15 protein-coding genes are annotated in these 18,171 nt (G+C 38.7%); 6 read left to right on the top strand and 9 right to left on the bottom strand.

Going from position 1 to position 18,171, the window contains the following annotated elements:
- Window positions 1–9: 9 nt before the first annotated feature.
- From AACM45_RS14885 to AACM45_RS14865, 5 genes are read left to right on the top strand one after another with little or no spacing between them, the layout of a single operon-like run.
- The gene (locus tag AACM45_RS14885; RefSeq protein ID WP_339143683.1) at window positions 10–1,257 is read left to right on the top strand and encodes a polysaccharide deacetylase family protein; all 1,248 of its coding nucleotides are present in this window, start codon (window positions 10–12) and stop codon (window positions 1,255–1,257) included.
- Window positions 1,250–1,939, top strand: coding sequence for a YjjG family noncanonical pyrimidine nucleotidase (locus AACM45_RS14880; RefSeq protein WP_339143682.1), 690 nt, complete (start codon window positions 1,250–1,252; stop codon window positions 1,937–1,939). The genes AACM45_RS14885 and AACM45_RS14880 overlap by 8 nt, the downstream gene beginning before the upstream one ends.
- A gap of 58 nt (window positions 1,940–1,997) precedes the next feature.
- Window positions 1,998–2,546 carry a hypothetical protein gene (locus AACM45_RS14875; protein ID WP_339143681.1) on the top strand — a complete coding sequence of 183 codons (549 nt, stop codon included), beginning with the start codon at window positions 1,998–2,000 and terminating at the stop codon, window positions 2,544–2,546.
- Window positions 2,547–2,566: 20 nt separating this feature from the next.
- Complete coding sequence (locus AACM45_RS14870; RefSeq protein ID WP_339143680.1) at window positions 2,567–3,994, top strand: DUF5723 family protein; 1,428 nt, start codon at window positions 2,567–2,569, stop codon at window positions 3,992–3,994.
- Window positions 3,995–4,006: 12 nt separating this feature from the next.
- Window positions 4,007–4,807, top strand: coding sequence for a hypothetical protein (locus AACM45_RS14865; RefSeq protein ID WP_339143679.1), 801 nt, complete (start codon window positions 4,007–4,009; stop codon window positions 4,805–4,807).
- Here AACM45_RS14865 and AACM45_RS14860 read toward each other — a convergent pair.
- Entirely contained in the window at window positions 4,804–6,081 is a 1,278-nt protein-coding gene (locus AACM45_RS14860) for a replication-associated recombination protein A (RefSeq protein WP_339143778.1), read from the bottom strand. The genes AACM45_RS14865 and AACM45_RS14860 overlap by 4 nt on opposite strands.
- Window positions 6,082–6,160: 79 nt before the next feature.
- Between AACM45_RS14860 and AACM45_RS14855 the strand changes: the two genes are divergently transcribed.
- A complete protein-coding gene (locus AACM45_RS14855; RefSeq protein ID WP_339143678.1) occupies window positions 6,161–6,889 on the top strand; it encodes a rhomboid family intramembrane serine protease in 729 nt (242 codons plus the stop codon).
- Here AACM45_RS14855 and rlmB read toward each other — a convergent pair.
- The 8 genes from rlmB to AACM45_RS14815 form a co-directional block, all read right to left on the bottom strand.
- On the bottom strand, window positions 6,886–7,623 hold the full coding sequence (rlmB, locus tag AACM45_RS14850) for a 23S rRNA (guanosine(2251)-2'-O)-methyltransferase RlmB (protein WP_339143677.1): 738 nt from the start codon (window positions 7,621–7,623) through the stop codon (window positions 6,886–6,888). The genes AACM45_RS14855 and rlmB overlap by 4 nt on opposite strands.
- 136 nt (window positions 7,624–7,759) lie before the next feature.
- Complete coding sequence (locus AACM45_RS14845; RefSeq protein ID WP_339143676.1) at window positions 7,760–8,497, bottom strand: hypothetical protein; 738 nt, start codon at window positions 8,495–8,497, stop codon at window positions 7,760–7,762.
- Window positions 8,498–8,635: 138 nt separating this feature from the next.
- A complete protein-coding gene (locus AACM45_RS14840; RefSeq protein ID WP_339143674.1) occupies window positions 8,636–9,379 on the bottom strand; it encodes a hypothetical protein in 744 nt (247 codons plus the stop codon).
- An 89-nt stretch (window positions 9,380–9,468) separates the two neighbouring features.
- A complete protein-coding gene (locus tag AACM45_RS14835; RefSeq protein ID WP_339143672.1) occupies window positions 9,469–10,797 on the bottom strand; it encodes an arylsulfotransferase family protein in 1,329 nt (442 codons plus the stop codon).
- 18 nt (window positions 10,798–10,815) lie between these two features.
- Window positions 10,816–14,187: a VCBS repeat-containing protein gene (locus AACM45_RS14830; RefSeq protein WP_339143670.1), complete on the bottom strand. Its 3,372-nt coding sequence runs from the start codon at window positions 14,185–14,187 to the stop codon at window positions 10,816–10,818.
- A gap of 181 nt (window positions 14,188–14,368) precedes the next feature.
- Complete coding sequence (locus AACM45_RS14825; RefSeq protein WP_339143668.1) at window positions 14,369–15,304, bottom strand: hypothetical protein; 936 nt, start codon at window positions 15,302–15,304, stop codon at window positions 14,369–14,371.
- A gap of 90 nt (window positions 15,305–15,394) precedes the next feature.
- Window positions 15,395–16,351 (bottom strand): hypothetical protein, encoded by a 957-nt coding sequence (locus tag AACM45_RS14820; RefSeq protein WP_339143667.1) that lies wholly within the window; start codon window positions 16,349–16,351, stop codon window positions 15,395–15,397.
- A 13-nt stretch (window positions 16,352–16,364) separates the two neighbouring features.
- A complete protein-coding gene (locus AACM45_RS14815; protein WP_339143666.1) occupies window positions 16,365–18,170 on the bottom strand; it encodes a SusD/RagB family nutrient-binding outer membrane lipoprotein in 1,806 nt (601 codons plus the stop codon).
- Between the last annotated feature and the right edge of the window lies 1 nt (window position 18,171).

The raw sequence follows: 18,171 nt of genomic DNA, 5'->3' as shown, positions 1-18,171 counted from the left end.
AGTTATGTCATGAAACATATCTTCACTAGAATTTTGGGGATAGAGGTGATTTTTACCACTAAAGTTGAAGACTTCATAAAACATTCAGGGCCAAAAATCACCTATACCAAACAACCCCTTCAAAATGAGTTCTTTATTAGGTCGAATGACCTTTTGTTTGAACAGGGGATAAACGATATTGAGATTAGGATGGGTGAATGGGATGGGGTTCCCTGTTTTTTTGAAAGTGGCGAGCGAAGTAGTATTCCATTTGATATTTTTTCAGCAAGCTTTTATTTATTGAGTAGGTATGAAGAGTATTTGCCCCACGTTAAGGATGACCTGGGTAGATTTCCCCCAAAATCAAGTATAGCCTTTCAATTTGGGTTTTTAAAACGACCCGTGGTTGATTTATGGGCGCAAAAACTTTTACAAATATTACGATTAAGGTTTCCAGAAATTGTGGTTCAGGGAAAAAAGTATAAGCTCACGCCTATTGTCAACGTAACCACATCGCATTGTTATGCCTTAAAAGGTCCTGCAAGGACGATAGCTGGTTTTTTTCTTGATTTGTTTCGTTTTAAATTAGCTAGGGTGGCAAAGAGAACAGCCGTTTTGGTCAATCCTAAAAAAGACCCCTATGATAATTTCGGTACTTTGATAGAGACCCATAAAAAATACAGTTTAAAAGCGATGTTCTTTTTTCAATTTGCCGATTATTCCGAACATGACAAAAATGTTTCAATACATAGAAATAAATTCAGGTGTTTGATAAAATCGGTAGCGGACTATAGCGTCGTTTCGCTAAGTGCATCAATGGCGTCATCACAAGATCTTGGTATTTTAAAAGAAGAGAAAAAGCGACTTTCCGACCTTATCAATAGACCGGTCGATTATTCAAGAATGCGATACAATAGGGTAGTGGTGCCCAATACCTATCGTAATTTGATTGAAGCGGAATTTACGGACGACTTCACCATGGGCTATACACATATTGTGGGTTTTCGGGCAGGTACCTGTACCCCGTTTCAATTTTACGATATTAACCTTGAAGTGCAGCAACCCATCAAGATACACCCCTTTGTGGTCTGTGACTATGCTTTTAATAAATATAAAAAGGCAGGGGAAATATTTAATGAAATGGACCTTATCTATAAAGAGATCAAAAATGTAAATGGAGATTTCAACGTCATTTTTTCTAATGAACTTCTGGGGGGCACACATCGTATAAACTGGTTAAAACTTTATAAGGATTTTTTAAATCGTTACTATGTATAAAAGTATTGTGACCGATATTTTTTTTGATTTAGATCATACCTTGTGGGATTTTGAAAAAAACTCGGCACTGACCTTTCAAGAAATCTTTAATACCAACCAAATTGACGTACCGCTGTCAGAATTTTTAGAAGTTTACGTGCCTACCAATTTGGCCTATTGGAAACTGTATAGGGAAGAACGTGTAACAAAATCAGAATTGTGTTACGAGCGGCTAAGAAAAACATTTGATACCATTAATATGTTGGTTTCAGATGAGCAAATTCACCTTTTATCAGAGGCATATATCAAGTGCCTATCTTCGTTCAATCATGTTTTTCCGGGTACGTTTGAGATATTGGATTATTTAAGGGATAATTATAGACTTCATATCATTACGAATGGCTTTGAAGAAGTACAAGAAAAGAAAATGATACAATCAAACATTCGACATTATTTCGATGTTATTGTGAATTCAGAGATGGCAGGGGTGAAGAAACCCAATCCGAAAATATTCAAAATGGCTTTGAATCAGGCTAGGGTGAGTCCAGATAAGGCGCTTATGATAGGTGATAGTCTTGAAGCGGACATTTTAGGGGCAAAGAATGTGGGCATTCATGTAATCCATTTCAATTCGCATCAGGAACCCAAGCATGAGATTTGTGAGATTATAGATCATCTTGACGAAATAAAAAGTTTTTTATAGAGTTATAATAGGGTAAACCATTTTTTGATTGTTTACCATGGAAATGATTCGCTATAAAATGAAAAACCATCTCTTGGGTCTTGCCCTTCTTTTCACTAATGTCGTTTTTCTTTCGTCATGTGCAGATGAGCAAGATTTTGACCAATTTGATGATTTGAGCGTTGAACCCTTGGTCGCCTCAAGTATTTTTTATTTTGAATCGGATGAGCAGACCATCAATCAGGCCGGCCCGGGTGCTTTTTACAATCAAAACTTCACATTCGAGGCGTTTAATCAACCATTCGTTTCTGAAAGGGTACTAGAGGGTACGATTGTTTATCAAGTTGAAAATACTACAAGCAAAGAGCTCAGTATCTCAATAGCGTTCTTAGATGCCAATGGAGCTGTATTGGATGTCGAATCTTTTATCGTGCCACCAGAACCTGCCCCATTGATAGAGCGTCAAATCGCTTATGGAACCGCGGGTCGTAGTCTTGATATACTTAGAAACACAACCGATATCAGGGTAAGTGGTGAAAATTTAGGTGATACCACTAGTACTTCTTCATTGAACGAACCTAAAATAATCTTAAGATCCAGCGCAGAATTTAGGTTAAGACTACAATGAGATGTGTTAGGTTGATTTTTTTGAGCGTTCTTTTGGGAATGTATGCTTCGCATGCCCAAAACAAACAATTGTTATATGATTTTTATGAGATTCCCCAATCTTTAATGCTCAACCCTGGGGTAAAAACACCCTATAAATGGCATGTGGGCCTACCCTTGTTATCAGGTACCTCGATACAAGCGGGAAGTAGTGGTATCAGTGTGAATGATATTTTTGCCAATGATGGAATTGACTTTACGACAAAGTTCAGGGAGCGGGTAATAAACGGTCTGACCAAACGGGATGTTTTTGGGGGTAGTGGTCAAATAGAGGTATTTTCCGTCGGATTTAGAAATGCCAATAGACCCAGTGATTACTATTCTTTTGGGGTTTACGGCGAAGGTTTTATCGCACAATACTGGCCAAGGGATTTAGCCATACTTGCTTTTGAGGGAAATGCGAACAATCTCAATAGAAGGTTCGACCTGAACCATTTTTCAACCCAAGGTGAAGCCGTAAATGTTTTTCATTTTGGTATTAATCGTAAACTTAATAAAAAGTGGATAGTCGGTGCAAGGGCCAAACTGTACTCCAGTGTTTTTGAATTTAAGTCGGTCAACAACGATGGTTATTTTGTAACTACACAAGGGGAAAACAATATTCTGAGAAACACGGTCGTAGCAGATGTAACAATGCGTACCTCTGGCGTCGAGAGTTTATTTGATATTCTATTGGATGATGACGTTGCCCAGAGTATTGAATTGCCAAAATGGCTTTTAGGCAGGTCTTTACTTGGGGGTAATTTAGGGCTCGGTCTTGATTTTGGGTTTACTTATAATGTTGGTAAAAACTCTTATATAACTGCCAGTATTATTGATGTTGGCTTCATTTATCATACAAACGATGTGAAAAACTATAGGTTAAGTGGTGCAGCCACAAATGAAGGGATTGAAATAGTTTTGCCCGATGATTTAAACGACCTAAATACTGATATTTGGCAAGATTTAGTAGATGACATTGAAAGACAGGTTCCATTTACTACAGACGATAATTCATTTTTTTCTTTGAGACCCACGAAACTGAATGCCTCCTTCCGTTATAATTTTGGTAGTTACAGAGCGCTGGGTAAAGATTGTGATTGTACTACGAGACCAAGTGTAAAAAGTGAGGATTTTGATTATAAAAATGCCGTTGGGGGACATCTTTTCATGATACATCGCCCCCGTGGCCCGCAAGCGGCCGTAACGGCTTTTTATCAAACACGATTCGGCAGATCGCTTGCTTTGAAAACAACATATACCGCCGATAAATACAGTTTTACGAATGTAGGTCTCGGATTGAATTTGCAAACCGGACCTGTCAATTTCTATATAATGGCAGATAATTTGTTGTCCTATCAAAACATACCCGCAAGCAATTATGCGTCTTTACAGTTCGGATTTAATATTATATCTTGGAACGATAATTGATTAATCCAAGGTATGAGACGAAATTTAGTATTGGCATTTTTAGTTTTTAGCTATGCCCTTGCCACCAATGCCCAATTAAATGACTATAAGTACATTATCGTACCTAAAAGATTCGATGTTTTTAGAACCGCAAATGAGTATCAGACCAGTGTGCTCATAAAACATCTTTTCGCCAATGAAGGCTTTACTGTTGTTTATGATGATGCCATACCAGAAGATGGCATAAGGGATCGGTGTTTAGGCCTTACTGTTGGCATCAATGACGAATCCGCATTGTTCGTAACAAGATTTACCTTGTCACTGAATGATTGCGAGGGTAATACGGTTTTTAACTCGGTTCAGGGTAAAAGTAAGGAAAAAGAGTACAAAAAGGCGTACAGGGAAACCATTACTGAAGCATTTGAGTCGTACAAGGGCTTGAATTATGCATACCAACCTAAAGAAGCCAACGAAACCAAAGAAAAGGAAGAAACTAAAGAAGAAAAAGCACTTACCATAAGTTTTGAAAATGATGTGAAATCATTGCAGGTGGATAACAATAAACCTGAGAAAACACCTATTAAAACAGACTTAAGGCCTAATACCGAAAACCTGACGGAGACTTTTAAAGCACAACCCATAGAAAATGGTTTTCAACTTGTGGATGAATCATCTAAGGTAAAGTTGAAAATGGTAAAGACGACCATTGACAATGTGTACTTGGTCAATGATTCTGAAATAAACGGAATGATCTATTTAAAAGACGGCAAATGGTATTTAGAGTCTACTACATCTGGAAACAAACAAGTAAAAGAACTGGACATTAAATTTTAGAATTCATATTTACCCTTCCATCTTTTGTTCAGAAAGTCTTTTATGGAATTTTCCTTGGAATTATTTCCTGGGTTATAAAAATTCGTGCCGCTAATTTCTTCCGGTAAGAATTCGTGTTCCACAAAATTGTTTTCGTAGTCATGTGCATATCCATAGCCATCGCCATAACCCAGATCTTTCATCAATTTGGTAGGGGCGTTTCTGATGGGTAAGGGAACCGGAAGATCCCCCGTTTCCTTAACCTTTTGCTGCGCTTTATTGATGGCCATGTAGCTAGCGTTGCTTTTTGCCGAACTGGCTAAGTATATGGCACATTGACTTAGAATAATCCTAGCTTCGGGATATCCAATAGTAGTAACGGCTTGAAAAGTGGAGTTGGCTAAAACCAATGCCGTCGGGTTGGCATTACCAATATCCTCAGAAGCCAGAATCAACATTCTTCTAGCAATGAACTTTACGTCTTCACCACCCTCTATCATTCGCGCCAGCCAATAAACCGCCGCGTTGGGGTCACTGCCTCTAATGGATTTTATGAATGCCGAGACGATATCATAATGCTGTTCCCCTGTTTTGTCATAGAGAACGGTATTTTTTTGGACTTTTTGAAGAACAAGATCGTTGGTTATGGAAATCGAACTACCTTTTTCTGAATTTACGACCAACTCAAAAATATTCAACAATTTTCTTGCATCACCACCCGATAGACGTATTAAGGCTTCGGTTTCTTGAAGGTCAATGTTTCTTGTTTTGAGTTCAGGGTCATTTTTTATTGCCCTTTTCAGCAAAACTTCTAGATCCTGTTTTGAAAAGTGATTTAAAATATAGACCTGACAGCGTGAAAGTAAGGCCGGAATAACTTCAAAACTTGGGTTTTCAGTAGTTGCTCCAATCAAAGTGACCCATCCCTTTTCAACGGCACCCAATAAAGAATCTTGTTGCGATTTACTAAATCGATGTATTTCATCAATAAATAAGATGGGATTTCTTGTGGTAAAAAGTCCTCCGCGTTGTTTTGCCTTGTCAATAACCTCGCGTACTTCTTTTACTCCGCTACTAATGGCGCTCAATGTATAAAACGGGCGATCACTCTCTGTAGCGATAATATTGGCTAGCGTTGTCTTACCGGTTCCAGGAGGGCCCCATAATAGTAGGGAGGGAATGGTACCAGAACTTATTTGATGCGTGAGCGATCCTTTTTCACCGACCAAATGGGTTTGACTAATATAGTCTGATAGGCTTTTGGGCCTCATTCTCTCTGCCAAGGGTTCATTCATACCGTAAAAATAGGCTAATAACAAAATGACAATTTAACCGTTTTTACAGTTTTGGCCAATAAGTTGTAGCTTGTTGTTTATGAACGAAAGTAATTATTTTAAATTTTCGCCGTCGCTATTGTTGGTGCCTTTGGTGGCAGTACTTTCCATATGGAGCGTATTTTGGGTCGAACTGCGATTTGGTGTCAATCTCAATCATTTCGGCGTTTATCCTAGAAGATTATCGGGTTTGATGGGTGTAATATGTAGTCCATTTATCCATGGCTCGCTAGAGCACCTTTATAACAATACGATTCCGTTGGCGGTACTGACATTGTCATTGAGCTATTTCTATAGAAAGAATGCATTACGGATTTTGGTTATGGGGGTGTTGCTCTCAGGGTTTTTAACTTGGCTTATTGGAAGGCCATCTTATCATATAGGTGCCAGTGGATTGATATATGTTCTGGCCAGTTTTATTTTTTTTAAAGGGGTATTTACCAAGTATTACCGGTTGATAGCACTTTCATTAGCCATAGTGTTCATATACGGTAGTATGTTGTGGTACATATTTCCTATAAAGGATGGGATATCTTGGGAAGGCCATCTAGCAGGATTCTTGGTTGGGTTGCTATTGGCTAAAGTAGTTCGAACAAAAACACCTGTCGTGAAAAAGTACCCATGGGAAAAAGATGATTTTAATGAGGAAGAGGATGCCTTCTTAAAACACTTTGATGAGGATGGCAACTTTATTGAACGTCCTGAAGAGGCCGATAAAGAAGGGATTCAAATAATTTATGACTATAAAAAAAGTGATAAGGAAGACTAGGTCGTACGCTGTCGTACGGCTTCATAAAGAAAAACGCCACAGGCGACCGATACATTTAAGGAGCCAATAGTACCTAGTTGGGGCAGTTTGGCCTGTATATCAGTACTATTTAAAATGGAAGTAGAGATACCCTTGTCCTCTGAACCCATTAATATTGCAGATGGCAAAGTGAGATCTGTTCCGTAAACTGGTTTTGCGGCCTTCTCTGTTGCGGCCAGAACCTGTATTCCAGATTGCTGTAGGTAGAAAATGGCATCTTTTAAATGGTTCACTTTGGCAATGGGCACTTTAAAGGCGGCACCCGCCGAAGTTTTTATAGTATCATCCGTAATTGGCGCAGAGCCACTTTTAGGTATAATTATACCATTGACGCCCGTACATTCAGCAGTTCTGATAATCGCTCCAAAATTACGTACATCCGTAATTTGATCTAAGAGCAAAAATAAGGGAGTGGTATCCCCCTTTAAAATGGTTTCTACGAGAACTTCGAAATCATGAAATGCCACTGGTGATATTTGGGCAATTGCCCCTTGATGGTTATTTCGGGTCAATCGATTTAGTTTTTCGACGGGAACGTAAGAGAAACCAATCCCGTTTTTTCGAAGCTTGTGTTCAAGTTCTTGAAATAACCCGCCTTTGAGTCCTCGCTGAATAAAAAGCTTGTTAATGGGTTTATTGGCCTCAATTGCTTCTATTATAGCACGTATGCCGTAGATAAGTTGTGCATTCTTCATATAGTTGGTAAAGTTAACTAAACCTTGGGGTTTACAATTGTAAAGGGGGCCATAAAAAATGCGCTCTTTTAAGAGCGCATTTTTTAAAATGGAAGAATAAAATGTTGTACGACTAAGACTGATATTGCTTCTGGTCTTAACTATTTAAAAAATCAATTACCTTATTGATTCCGTTTTCATCCTTTAGTTTGATTTTATTTTCTTTCATGAATTTTTTAAGGGCATCTTGTTTTTCGTTTCCGACCAATTTCATCAATTTTTTCGTGCTTAATTCGACATGGTCTATTCGGTTGGCCCCTTCTGTTTCAATATAATATTCCGTAAACTGTGTAAAACGTGCCGGCGTAGCTTTCACAAGGGAATTCGGGGCTTTTTTGGCCTCTTTAAATGTTACATTGGTTCGCTTATAGAGTTTAAACTTACCATCTTTCAGTAACGTAAGGTAACCATTTTTAGTATTCCCATTTTTATCAATGAATGTCTTGAAACTCATGGGTTTGCCATCAACCATAAGCTTTATTTTTTTATCGCGACCTAGTGCCCTTATAGGTTCACCTTCTAGATTTTGTTGTTTGATTTCAATCTCTTCATTATAAGCATTGTAACGATAGTACAGTTTTCCGGCCATTTCATCACCATAGTGTATGGAAGTATAATCGAAATCATTTGAAGTGTAAGGTGAGCCATCAATCTGATTATCAGTCGTAGGTTGTTTTGTCATAATCCCATCGATTGATCCTGTAGCATATTTATAAAAGGAATCGGATACGCCACCATCTGCATTAACGGTATAACTTGGCACTTGTCCTGTTGTTTGCGCGATTATAACGCTGAAGCAGGATAGAATTGAAAATAAACTTATTAACTTTTTCATCTCTCTGATTTTAAATTACTTAGTAAGTTAATAAAAATATTGATACAGGGATTAGGATTTCCACTAAAATTGGGTAAACAAAAAAAGGTGGCTATCTCTTGATAGCCACCTTTTTGTATACAGGATGAAATGCAAATATCAGTCTTGGTTCAAAAATTCCAAAACTTTTAGAACACTTGCCTCGTCATTGATTTTTATTTTATTCTCTTTTAAGAAAGCTTTTGTTGCTTCCTTTTTGTCATTTGGTAAAAGTTTTATGAATTTACGATTGCTCAATTCAAGCTCATCTATTCTATTGGCCCCATCAATTTCCAAATAGTACTCCGTGAATTGTGAAAAACGTGCAGGAATAGCCTGAACGAATGAGTTCTGGGCCTTCTGACCTTCCGTATATTTTACATCGGTTCTCTTATAGAAAGAATATTTTCCGTCCACAAGTTGGGTCAAATATCCATTTTGGGTTTTCCCCCTTTTATCAATGAATGTCTCAAAAGCCATAGGTTTACCATTGACTACAATGGCTATCTTTTTATCTCTGCCCAATGCCCTGATACCCTCTGTTTCTAAATTCGTCTGCTTAATTTCAATTTCCTCATTATAGGCATTGTAGCGGTAGAACAAGTCACCAAGGTTTTCGTCGCCATAGTACAATTTTGTTGGTAAAAAAGTATCGGTAGTGTAAGGCGACCCTTGAAATTCTTCTGTTGAGAATGATAATTTTTGTCTTGCCTCTTGAATTGGGCCTAATACGGCATTCAATTGACCGTTTGCTTCGAATCCAGCACTTCCAGCAGCACCATAGTTGGCAATTTGACCAGTGGTTTGGGCATTTAAGAAAGTTGCTCCGGCTACAGCTAATGTAATAAAGAGTAGATTTTTCATTTCACGTTTTTAAGATATCGCAAAGCTAAAAAAATGTTTATCTTTTGTTAAGGTATTTGTGATAAAAGTTTCATAAAAATCGATGTACTTTATTGCTCTAAATGCTGTATGGCGGGGTCATTCTTATCAAAATGATATCCCCTCCAAAAAAAGCCCGGGGTTTCATAGCGCCATACTACTTCACCAGCTTCGGTTACTTCCCAAAAACCAAAATCACCTTCTGTTATCAGGCGGTTGCCATTCGGCAATAATGCAACACCCGATACTTTTCCGAAAAACAAATTAGATTGTGTAAAACTCCAAGCGGTAATAGGTTCATTATCCTCATTCGGTCTTAGTGATAGGGTAGAAGGTAGTTCAAGCTCATAGGCGGTTGATTGTTGCTTTGAAAGGCCGTTGGCAAATACGAGGATATTCCCTTTGTTCTCCCCCTTCAGCAGGTTGGGATGATGGTTTCTGTCAAAACGTATTTCACCAAAAGGATTGTCATAGGCATCGGGATTACCGAATCGATAGACCAAATCCCCTCCAAATCCAAAATTTCCACCACTACTTGAAGCAGCTTCTTCAATAGTAGTGCTGTGATCGATAACCCATATTTCGTTATAAAAATTAACACTCAAATAAATAAGGTCGTTTTCCTCATCATAGTCAATACCGTTTGCATGACTAATATCCCCTTCGGCATCTGGCTCAACAACATAGTTTACGTCTATCGATCTTGGGTTTTCTGCTATGGTAGCAAAGTTATCCTTACTATTGTCAAAATCTTGAATAATATGGTCCCACATATGCCATTGCCAGACAATCTGATTGGTATTTGGATTTATTTCGAGTATAGCATCATAGATTACCTCGGTATTTAAGGCATAACCGGCAGCATTGGCTTCATCCAATGATTTTTTCTCCCATGATAAGAACAATATGTTTCCATTTGGCATCATTACCGCATCATGATGCGCGATATGGTCTTCATTTGAATATTCAAAGCTCCATTCTACCTCACTTTCCTTATTAATGAGGGCGATTACACCTCCAAAACCCCCGAACTCTATAAAGGGGTTTTCTGTTTCCAACATGGCCAAAAGTCTCCCATCTGATAAAAGATATGCATCATTACCAAGTCTTTTTCCTTTCAAATCCCATTCAAAAATGATGTTTGCACCTTTATCCATGAGATAAACACGATTTGACGCCGCGTCATTGACCAAAATATATCCGTCAAAAACCAAACTGGCGTTTAATACCTCTAAACCTTCTATATTCTCAACAGGGTCTTCTGTTTCTATGGGATTCTCGGGTTCGTCCACTTGTTCACCTTCCGCGCTTGTTAGGGCATCATCCGCAGAGTCACATGATACTACCATGAAAATTGCTAGAATTAAGGTCAATACGCTAAATGCCAGTTTACTTTGCATAATCATGTGCCGTGAAAATTAGTTTACCATTTCGTGTACGAGAATGGGGCCATTATTTTGAGTGGCCAACAAAAGGTTTTTTCCCCCTGTGTTGATAACTTCGATATCCTTTATATTCCCTTTTAAATAAATACTTGATTTTGAAAAAGATAGCGGATTATATCCATCTTTTTGGTTTGATAGGAGCACCAATCCCGATATGGCGTCCAATCGAGGGGTTTCCACTTCGGTTTCATAAATATTGCCTCCGATGATAATGTCTTCATAGCCATCATCGTTCAAATCAAGACAAGAAGAGGTTAATAAGGGAAACAATTGCGCTTCGATAGGCAGGTACTGTTTTTCAAATTTTCCATCACCTAGGTTAATCAATAGTATGGATTGAAATTCAGTTACTTCATCTTCATAGCCCATATCGAGTTTCTCACCATAGATATCAACCAATTTTGCATTCGCGAACTCTGAATAAGACTCAAATTTTTGTTGAATAAACGGCATTTGTTGAGAAGAACATTCCCTACCCCTCACCGGCACGTATTCACCATTATATTTTTTACTCAAAACAATATCGGTAGTGCCATTGTCGTCAAAATCGTTTGCAAATATTTTGAACGGTTTTTTCTTACTTGCCTTGAACTTTAAATTGAGGCCAACATTTCCAACGATATAATCCGTTAGGCCGTCATTGTTTATATCAGTCTCGTTGACGGAGAACCACCAGCCTTGTTCAGAAAGACTCTCGTCACTTTTTGAAATATTGGAGAATATACCCTGATTGTTTTTAAAAAGTCCGATACCCGTCCATTCACCAACTGCAATAAAATCTTCCCAACCGTCATTATCGAAATCAGTGGCTATCAAATCGTTTATGATTCCGAAATTGAACAGATAGGGTGCTACTTTTGAAGTGACATCGGTCAACATTCCATTTTTATTTTCGTAGACCGTTGAAGATACGGGAATGGGATAGTTCTGAGGTTCGATTCTATTGCCTATTATTAAATCTTTATCACCGTCTTTATCATAATCAATAGCGACTACTGCCTTTCCACTTTTCGGGTTTGTTGTAAGTGCCTTACTTTCAAATTTGATGAAATTGGCAGCTCCATCATTTAGATACAGTCGGTCTGCATAGTATGAAGAATATGGAAGGAATTCATTGCCGCCACTTACCACATAAAGATCTAAATCACCATCGTTATCAAAATCGAAAAATACTGATTCCATATCCTCATGGGTCTTGTCCTTTTTGATATCGTCAGATATCTTTTCAACGAAATTTCCAGAACCCTGTTGAAGATAGATTTTTCCTGCTTGACCAGATGCCGCTCCGATAAAGACATCCGTTAAACCATCACCATTTAAATCTGCACTTGCCATGAAAGGCCCTAAGTTTGACTGTTTGTAAGGTAATAGGATTTCTTTGTCAAAATCGTCGTAGGTATTTTCACGATGTTCAAATGTTATCCCGATTTCCTCCGCGGATTTGGTCTGGAACAAGCCATCACTTTTAATGTCTAACGGAGGGGCCAAAACTGCATCCGCCTCATTGAAGGTCAAAACCGAATTACTGCTTACATCATATTTTTCCTCTAGTTTTCCACTAGGCCATAAAACCTGAACTGTATCTATGGTTTTCTCGTGCCCAACACCAAAATGTGCTATGTTTTGGTGTGAAGAACGATACCCCCTCACCCTTCTAAATTCAATGAATTGAGACTTCTTATTGTAATTGATCCTTATTTTGGGAAATGATTCTGACAACGAGCCGATGGCCTTTACATTCAAGTAATTGCCGCCATTGTTCTCAATGGTATTATTTTGATATAGAAAGCAGTTCTCATCAAGGTTATTGGTGACGATATCCAAGTCTCCATCATTATCCAAATCACCAATTGACGCACCATTACTAAAAGAGAAATCTGATAGCCCCCATTTTTCCGCAGCCTCTTTAAATTGAAGCCCCCCATTGTTCTCATATAAAATGTTCGGTAATTTTTCAGAGGGCATTTCTTCGTATAGTCGCTTTTTAACAGCTAAGGGTACGTTATTCTTATATTTCATTTTAGCTTCAAAAACCCTACGTTGTAAATCGTTGTCTAAAGCGTATCTTCTATAACCGTTGGTGATGTAAACGTCTTTATCTTCATCATGATCAAAATCTGATAATAGTACGGACCAACTCCAGTCCGTATTTGCCATTTGCGTAGCTTGGGCAATATTGGTGAAAGCGTTTTTGCCCTGATTTATTTGTAAGGAATTATACATGTATTGGTGATGGTAACCAGCTTGATTTACCAAATAGTCAAATCTTTTGGTATTCATTGAAGCCATTAATGTTTTTGATCTCACATGATCGTTAGCGGCCATATCCAACACAAAAATGTCTTGTAAGTTGTCGTTGTTGATATCGGCGATATCCATTCCCATTCCGAAAAAAGAGATTTGTTGGGTATACTCCTTTATCTTATCCTCAAAGGTGCCGTCCCCGTTGTTAATGAAAAGCGCATCTGGGATATAATAATCACTTGCAACATATAAGTCTAACAAACCATCGTTGTTAATATCACTAACCGATACGCCAAGGCCAAAAATAGGGCGCTGAAGACCGCTTTTTTGGGTAACATCAACAAATTTGCCGTTTTGATTTTCGTATAAATGAGAGCTATTGAAATAGTTGTTTTCTGGTTTTTCATCAATTAGTTTATAAAGACTGATGGGGTCAACTCCATAAAGCTCATTTTCATTCATTACAAAGCAATCTAAATCACCATCTTGGTCAAAATCAAAAAAAACGGATTGGGTGCTAATACCCATATCAGCTAAACCATACTCATCTGCACTTTCAACAAATGTGCCATCGGTTTGATTGATATAGAGCAGGTTTTTGCGGTTTTGCCTTGAATTTGGCCCACCTTGGGATACATAAATGTCGGACCAGTTATCGTTATTGATATCAACAAAGGTTACGCCGTTTGACCATGTCTTTCCATCATTTATAGCAGCAACATTTGAAACATCTTCGAATGACATTCCACCTTTATTCAAGAAAAGTTTGTTGTCCACTTGATTTCCACAAAAGAAAATGTCTTGTAACCCATCATTGTTCAAATCCTCTATTCCTACTCCGGCACCATTATAAAAATAGTCATAGTTAAATAAATTTTCTAGGGTCTCAAGATTCTCCGTGAGTGCATTATTGAATCGTAATCCACTTTTGTCAGCTGTGATTCGCTCAAAAACCTTGGGCGATTCGGGGTGAACCTTAAATGAGGCAGTAGGGGTTTTCGAACTATCGACACAACTAAGTAATGCCAGTATAATAAAATGAAAAGCTAGAAACTGTTTAAATGGGAATGTTGTTCTGGCTTTGCGTAGTATTTGCATCATAATTAAGCTAACAAGGGAGTAAATTTAGTGATTTATGCCTAAGGGATAGTAGCCAAGATATGTTAAATGGTAGGAGTGTATCTTGGATTAATTCAAGACTATACTATGCCGTTAAGAACTTCATAGTAATAAAAAAACCGCCTCTTAAAGAGGCGGTTTTTTACTAAGATTATATTATGGATTAATCTTTGCAAAAATCAATCGCAAGACTACCAGCATCAGTACTAGCAGGAAAATCCCCTACCGTGTTTCCGTTTGGTGTGATAATTTGGAATGACATTTCACCCCAAAAGTCACCTTGAAAAGCAAAATCCGCAGCTTCTTCCAGACCATCAGGAACCGTAAAGGTTGCTGTGCCTGCACTGGTACCATCTGAGCAATCATAACCCGGATCCTCATATGGTGTACATAGACCTATTTCAAAAACGGTACCGTCACTCAATGTAACGATAAGACCTGGCCCACCTCCATTAGCGGTCGTTGGTTGCCATCCATCTCCATAGGAATCTTGCATTTCTACCGTCCAAACCCCAGGTGTTGGAGGTTTAGGTGGGCAAACCACTGTAGCAGTGTACAGAAAAGGAGAACTGAAGAACGAACCTGTCAATGTACCGGAGTTGTCGGCAAATGAAAATCTTCTGCCATCTACAAGCACCAATTCAAAACGTATAGTGAACTGATCGGAACCGTCTACGGTAGAATTGGAAATGGGCAGTTCACTAACCAATTCTGGAAGTGTAATCATGTAAGAGAACCTGGGCAAACCAAATTCGCCAATCATGAAATCAGAGGTGTCAATCGTTTCTGATAAAACTTCTTCAGTGGTACTGAAATCAGTGCCACCTTCGGCTACTGAATTGTCTCGAAAGCCAAGCCAAACTTCAACCGACTGCACGAGGGTTCCATTTTCAATATCCTGTATTTCTAAATCGACTGCAAAATTTGATTCATCATTGCCTATTGGAATTTCGTTGGAAATTACCTCAACAGTTCTAAGGATCGCACCACGCTCAACATTATCTACGATACCATCAACTACCTGATCGTTATCTTCGCAAGAAGTAAAAATGAAGATGAATATAATCAGTGCTGATAAATATTTGTATGAAAATTTCATTTGTCGTACTATTTTATTTGAATTATGATTTAGGTCTAATTATGTAAAAGGAGGAAAATTTATTTTCCTCCTTTTTATAATACTTCAACCTTAATCTACACGCGTAAAAGTAACAGATACTTCTGCACTACCACCACATGTTCCGCCATCTACATCAAAGACAAGCGTAAACATGGAATCATCTTCTGGATCATACATGGTTATAGTGGATGAAGGAGCATAAGTAATTGTAGGTGCTCCAGCACAAGCCAAGCCAGTATCCAATGGTATAAACGAGATTTGATCACAAACCAAATCAAATGCCAAGCTATTATCAAAGCCTGCACCCCCGTTGAACTGTGGATATAAATTTACAGTCGCAGATCGAGCAGTATTACTGGTAGCAGTTAGTTCTGCTTCGGCATCTCTTACTGTAGCTCCAAAAATCCCAGGTGTATTTTGCACAGAAGTGTAAGTTCCGGTGAATGCACCTTCTGGTATTGGGCAAACTACGGTTGGTGTATACAAGAAGGGAGAACTAAAGAATGAACCCGTTAGTGTTCCTGAATTGTCTGCAAAAGAAAATCTTCTACCATCCACCAATACCAATTCAAAGCGAACTGTAAATTGGTCTCCACCGGTGATGTCAGATTCGTTCCTTCCCACAATGGATAAAAGCTCAGGAAGTGTTACTGTGTAACTGAATCTTGGTAAACCAAATTCACCAATAGTAAATGTTGAACTACTGATGGTCTCAACTAAAGCTTCGTCAACATCAGTACCTGGTCCAAATTCATCAGTATTGTCCCTAAAGCCGATGTAAACTTCAACATCTTGTACTAAGGTACCATTTTCGATGTCTTGTACTTCTAGATCAACAGAGAAGTTACCGTCCGCTTCTCCAATTGGTAGTTCGTTAGAGACTAAATCAACAGTACGTAATACGGCACCTCTTTGAACATTCTCCGTAATCTGATCAACGATTTGATCGCCGTCATCACAACCCGTGAACAGCATTGCTGTCAGTAAGGTCGCTCCCAAAAAATATTTAATATTATTCTTATTCATCACGGATAATTTTTTAGTTAGCAATAGGGAAAGTTGGACTTGCCGGATTGGTATCCCAGAAAACCTGAGTATTCAAATCCGTTCTTTGCGTCAAATTGGGGTTGTTGATAACCTCATTCTGTGGTAATAAGAAGGTTCTAGGAAATGGACCTGGGTTCAATTCCCAGTTCGGTAAAAGCGTAGTAGGAAATCCTACTCTTCTATAGAAATTATAAGCCTCAGTGGCACCGCCGAACAGGGTGATAAAATATTGTTCAGCATACACGTTTAACTTGTCATCCATATCCCCATCTTCAAACTCTTGAACTATTTCATCGATATAAGCTGTATTATCATCACCTGTAGGTACTAAGGAAGACGCAAATTCAGCTGTAATTATTTCACCTGTAGTTGCATCAAAAGTAGTGCCGTCCAATAGTGCTCCCGAATTAAACTGTGGATCTACAAAAGATTGAACTTTTTCAATCGATTTTTCCAAGCCTGAACGCAACAAAGCAGCGGCTCCAGCCATATCACCAGAGGATATAGCAACATCAGCTCTCCAAAAATCGACATACGAAGATAAAAAGATAGGCTCTATACCAGCACCGCCAGCACCTAGCCCAAGGCCCGTGCCATCATCGTCACCATCTAGAACAAATTCAAAATCACCATCCTCATCCTCTTCGATTGCTCCATTTCTGAACAAATCAGCATCAAATTTACCACCTGCAGGATAAACCCCTACAGCAGCCCTTCTAAAACTGTCTGGTGGAGTTCCTTCATCATTACCATGTGAACGGCCCCAATAACCATTGGGTACAGAACAGTAAGTGAATCCACCATCAAGATAGTGCTGTGGTGGTACAACTAAAGAACAGGCCAACTCTTCTTCATTTGGATCCGCATCAGCCCCAGGTGTTTCGCCCACTTGGCGGAAAAAGTAGTACCGTATTCTTGGATCATTGTTATTCAACATTGTTTCCATCAACCAATTTGACTGGTAGATATTCGCTCCAGAAGGAGTATAATCAGCAGCATAATCGGGGTGTCTGTTATCTGGTTGTAGCTCACTGGTACCATAGGTAATCTGAAAATCATCAGCACTTTCCGAAATAAAATCACCTCCGGCAATAATCGAATTGAAAGCAGCTATATTACCTGTATTCAAGTAAGAACGAAGTCTAATGGTGTTTATAACCTTTATCCATGCATCAGTATCTCCGGCGTAGAACAAATCTTGTGCGCCTTGTGTAGCTGGTTCAGCAGCCAATAAGGATTCTGCCTGATTTAACAGGACAAAGGCAGCGGCATAAACATCTTGCGCGCTATCTAAATTTGGCGCAGGAAACTCAACAGGGTTTCCTGCTTCACTAAATGCAGCATTTCCAATAAAATCCGCTAATTGGAACAAGGAATGTGCATATAAGGTTTTTGCTACCCCGATGTGGAAGGAAAAGTCAACATCAGTATTGGCATCAATGGATTCCAAACCTTGAAGGTTGGTCAAAATTCCGATGGAAACCGGGTCTCCAGCGCCATTACCACCAGAACTATATGTTCTTGACCACACACCATTAAGCGTGTTACCGGGTAATTGGTTGAAATAATTCCTTCCAAAAAAGTAATCTATTCTAGTTAATTCAGCAGCTCTATCACTTAGAACTTGTTGGTTCGTCATGTACGCCAACTGAATGGAATTTAATAACAGATTAGGATCTGCCTGATCTGCAGCAAGGTCGTTTGGACTAACTCTGTTGTCCAATTCCGTCGTTTCACAGGAGGTGAAAAGTCCACCTGCGATAAAGACAACTGAAATATATTTAATAAATTTTTTCATA

The organism is Croceitalea sp. MTPC5, assembly GCF_036985505.1.
Taxonomy (GTDB): Bacteria; Bacteroidota; Bacteroidia; order Flavobacteriales; family Flavobacteriaceae; genus Croceitalea.
Note: the sequence above shows the minus strand (reverse complement) of the source record. Positions and strands in the feature narration are given on the sequence as shown.

What these genes read in the sequence shown, in the direction of transcription:
- AACM45_RS14885 (WP_339143683.1), top strand. Translation starts at nt 10, where the DNA reads ATGAAACATATCTTCACTAGAATTTTGGGGATAGAGGTGATTTTTACC.
- AACM45_RS14880 (WP_339143682.1), top strand. Translation starts at nt 1,250, where the DNA reads ATGTATAAAAGTATTGTGACCGATATTTTTTTTGATTTAGATCATACC.
- AACM45_RS14875 (WP_339143681.1), top strand. Translation starts at nt 1,998, where the DNA reads ATGAAAAACCATCTCTTGGGTCTTGCCCTTCTTTTCACTAATGTCGTT.
- AACM45_RS14865 (WP_339143679.1), top strand. Translation starts at nt 4,007, where the DNA reads ATGAGACGAAATTTAGTATTGGCATTTTTAGTTTTTAGCTATGCCCTT.
- AACM45_RS14860 (WP_339143778.1), bottom strand. Translation starts at nt 6,081, where the DNA reads ATGAATGAACCCTTGGCAGAGAGAATGAGGCCCAAAAGCCTATCAGAC.
- AACM45_RS14855 (WP_339143678.1), top strand. Translation starts at nt 6,161, where the DNA reads ATGAACGAAAGTAATTATTTTAAATTTTCGCCGTCGCTATTGTTGGTG.
- rlmB (WP_339143677.1), bottom strand. Translation starts at nt 7,623, where the DNA reads ATGAAGAATGCACAACTTATCTACGGCATACGTGCTATAATAGAAGCA.
- AACM45_RS14845 (WP_339143676.1), bottom strand. Translation starts at nt 8,497, where the DNA reads ATGAAAAAGTTAATAAGTTTATTTTCAATTCTATCCTGCTTCAGCGTT.
- AACM45_RS14840 (WP_339143674.1), bottom strand. Translation starts at nt 9,379, where the DNA reads ATGAAAAATCTACTCTTTATTACATTAGCTGTAGCCGGAGCAACTTTC.
- AACM45_RS14835 (WP_339143672.1), bottom strand. Translation starts at nt 10,797, where the DNA reads ATGCAAAGTAAACTGGCATTTAGCGTATTGACCTTAATTCTAGCAATT.
- AACM45_RS14830 (WP_339143670.1), bottom strand. Translation starts at nt 14,187, where the DNA reads ATGATGCAAATACTACGCAAAGCCAGAACAACATTCCCATTTAAACAG.
- AACM45_RS14825 (WP_339143668.1), bottom strand. Translation starts at nt 15,304, where the DNA reads ATGAAATTTTCATACAAATATTTATCAGCACTGATTATATTCATCTTC.
- AACM45_RS14820 (WP_339143667.1), bottom strand. Translation starts at nt 16,351, where the DNA reads ATGAATAAGAATAATATTAAATATTTTTTGGGAGCGACCTTACTGACA.
- AACM45_RS14815 (WP_339143666.1), bottom strand. Translation starts at nt 18,170, where the DNA reads ATGAAAAAATTTATTAAATATATTTCAGTTGTCTTTATCGCAGGTGGA.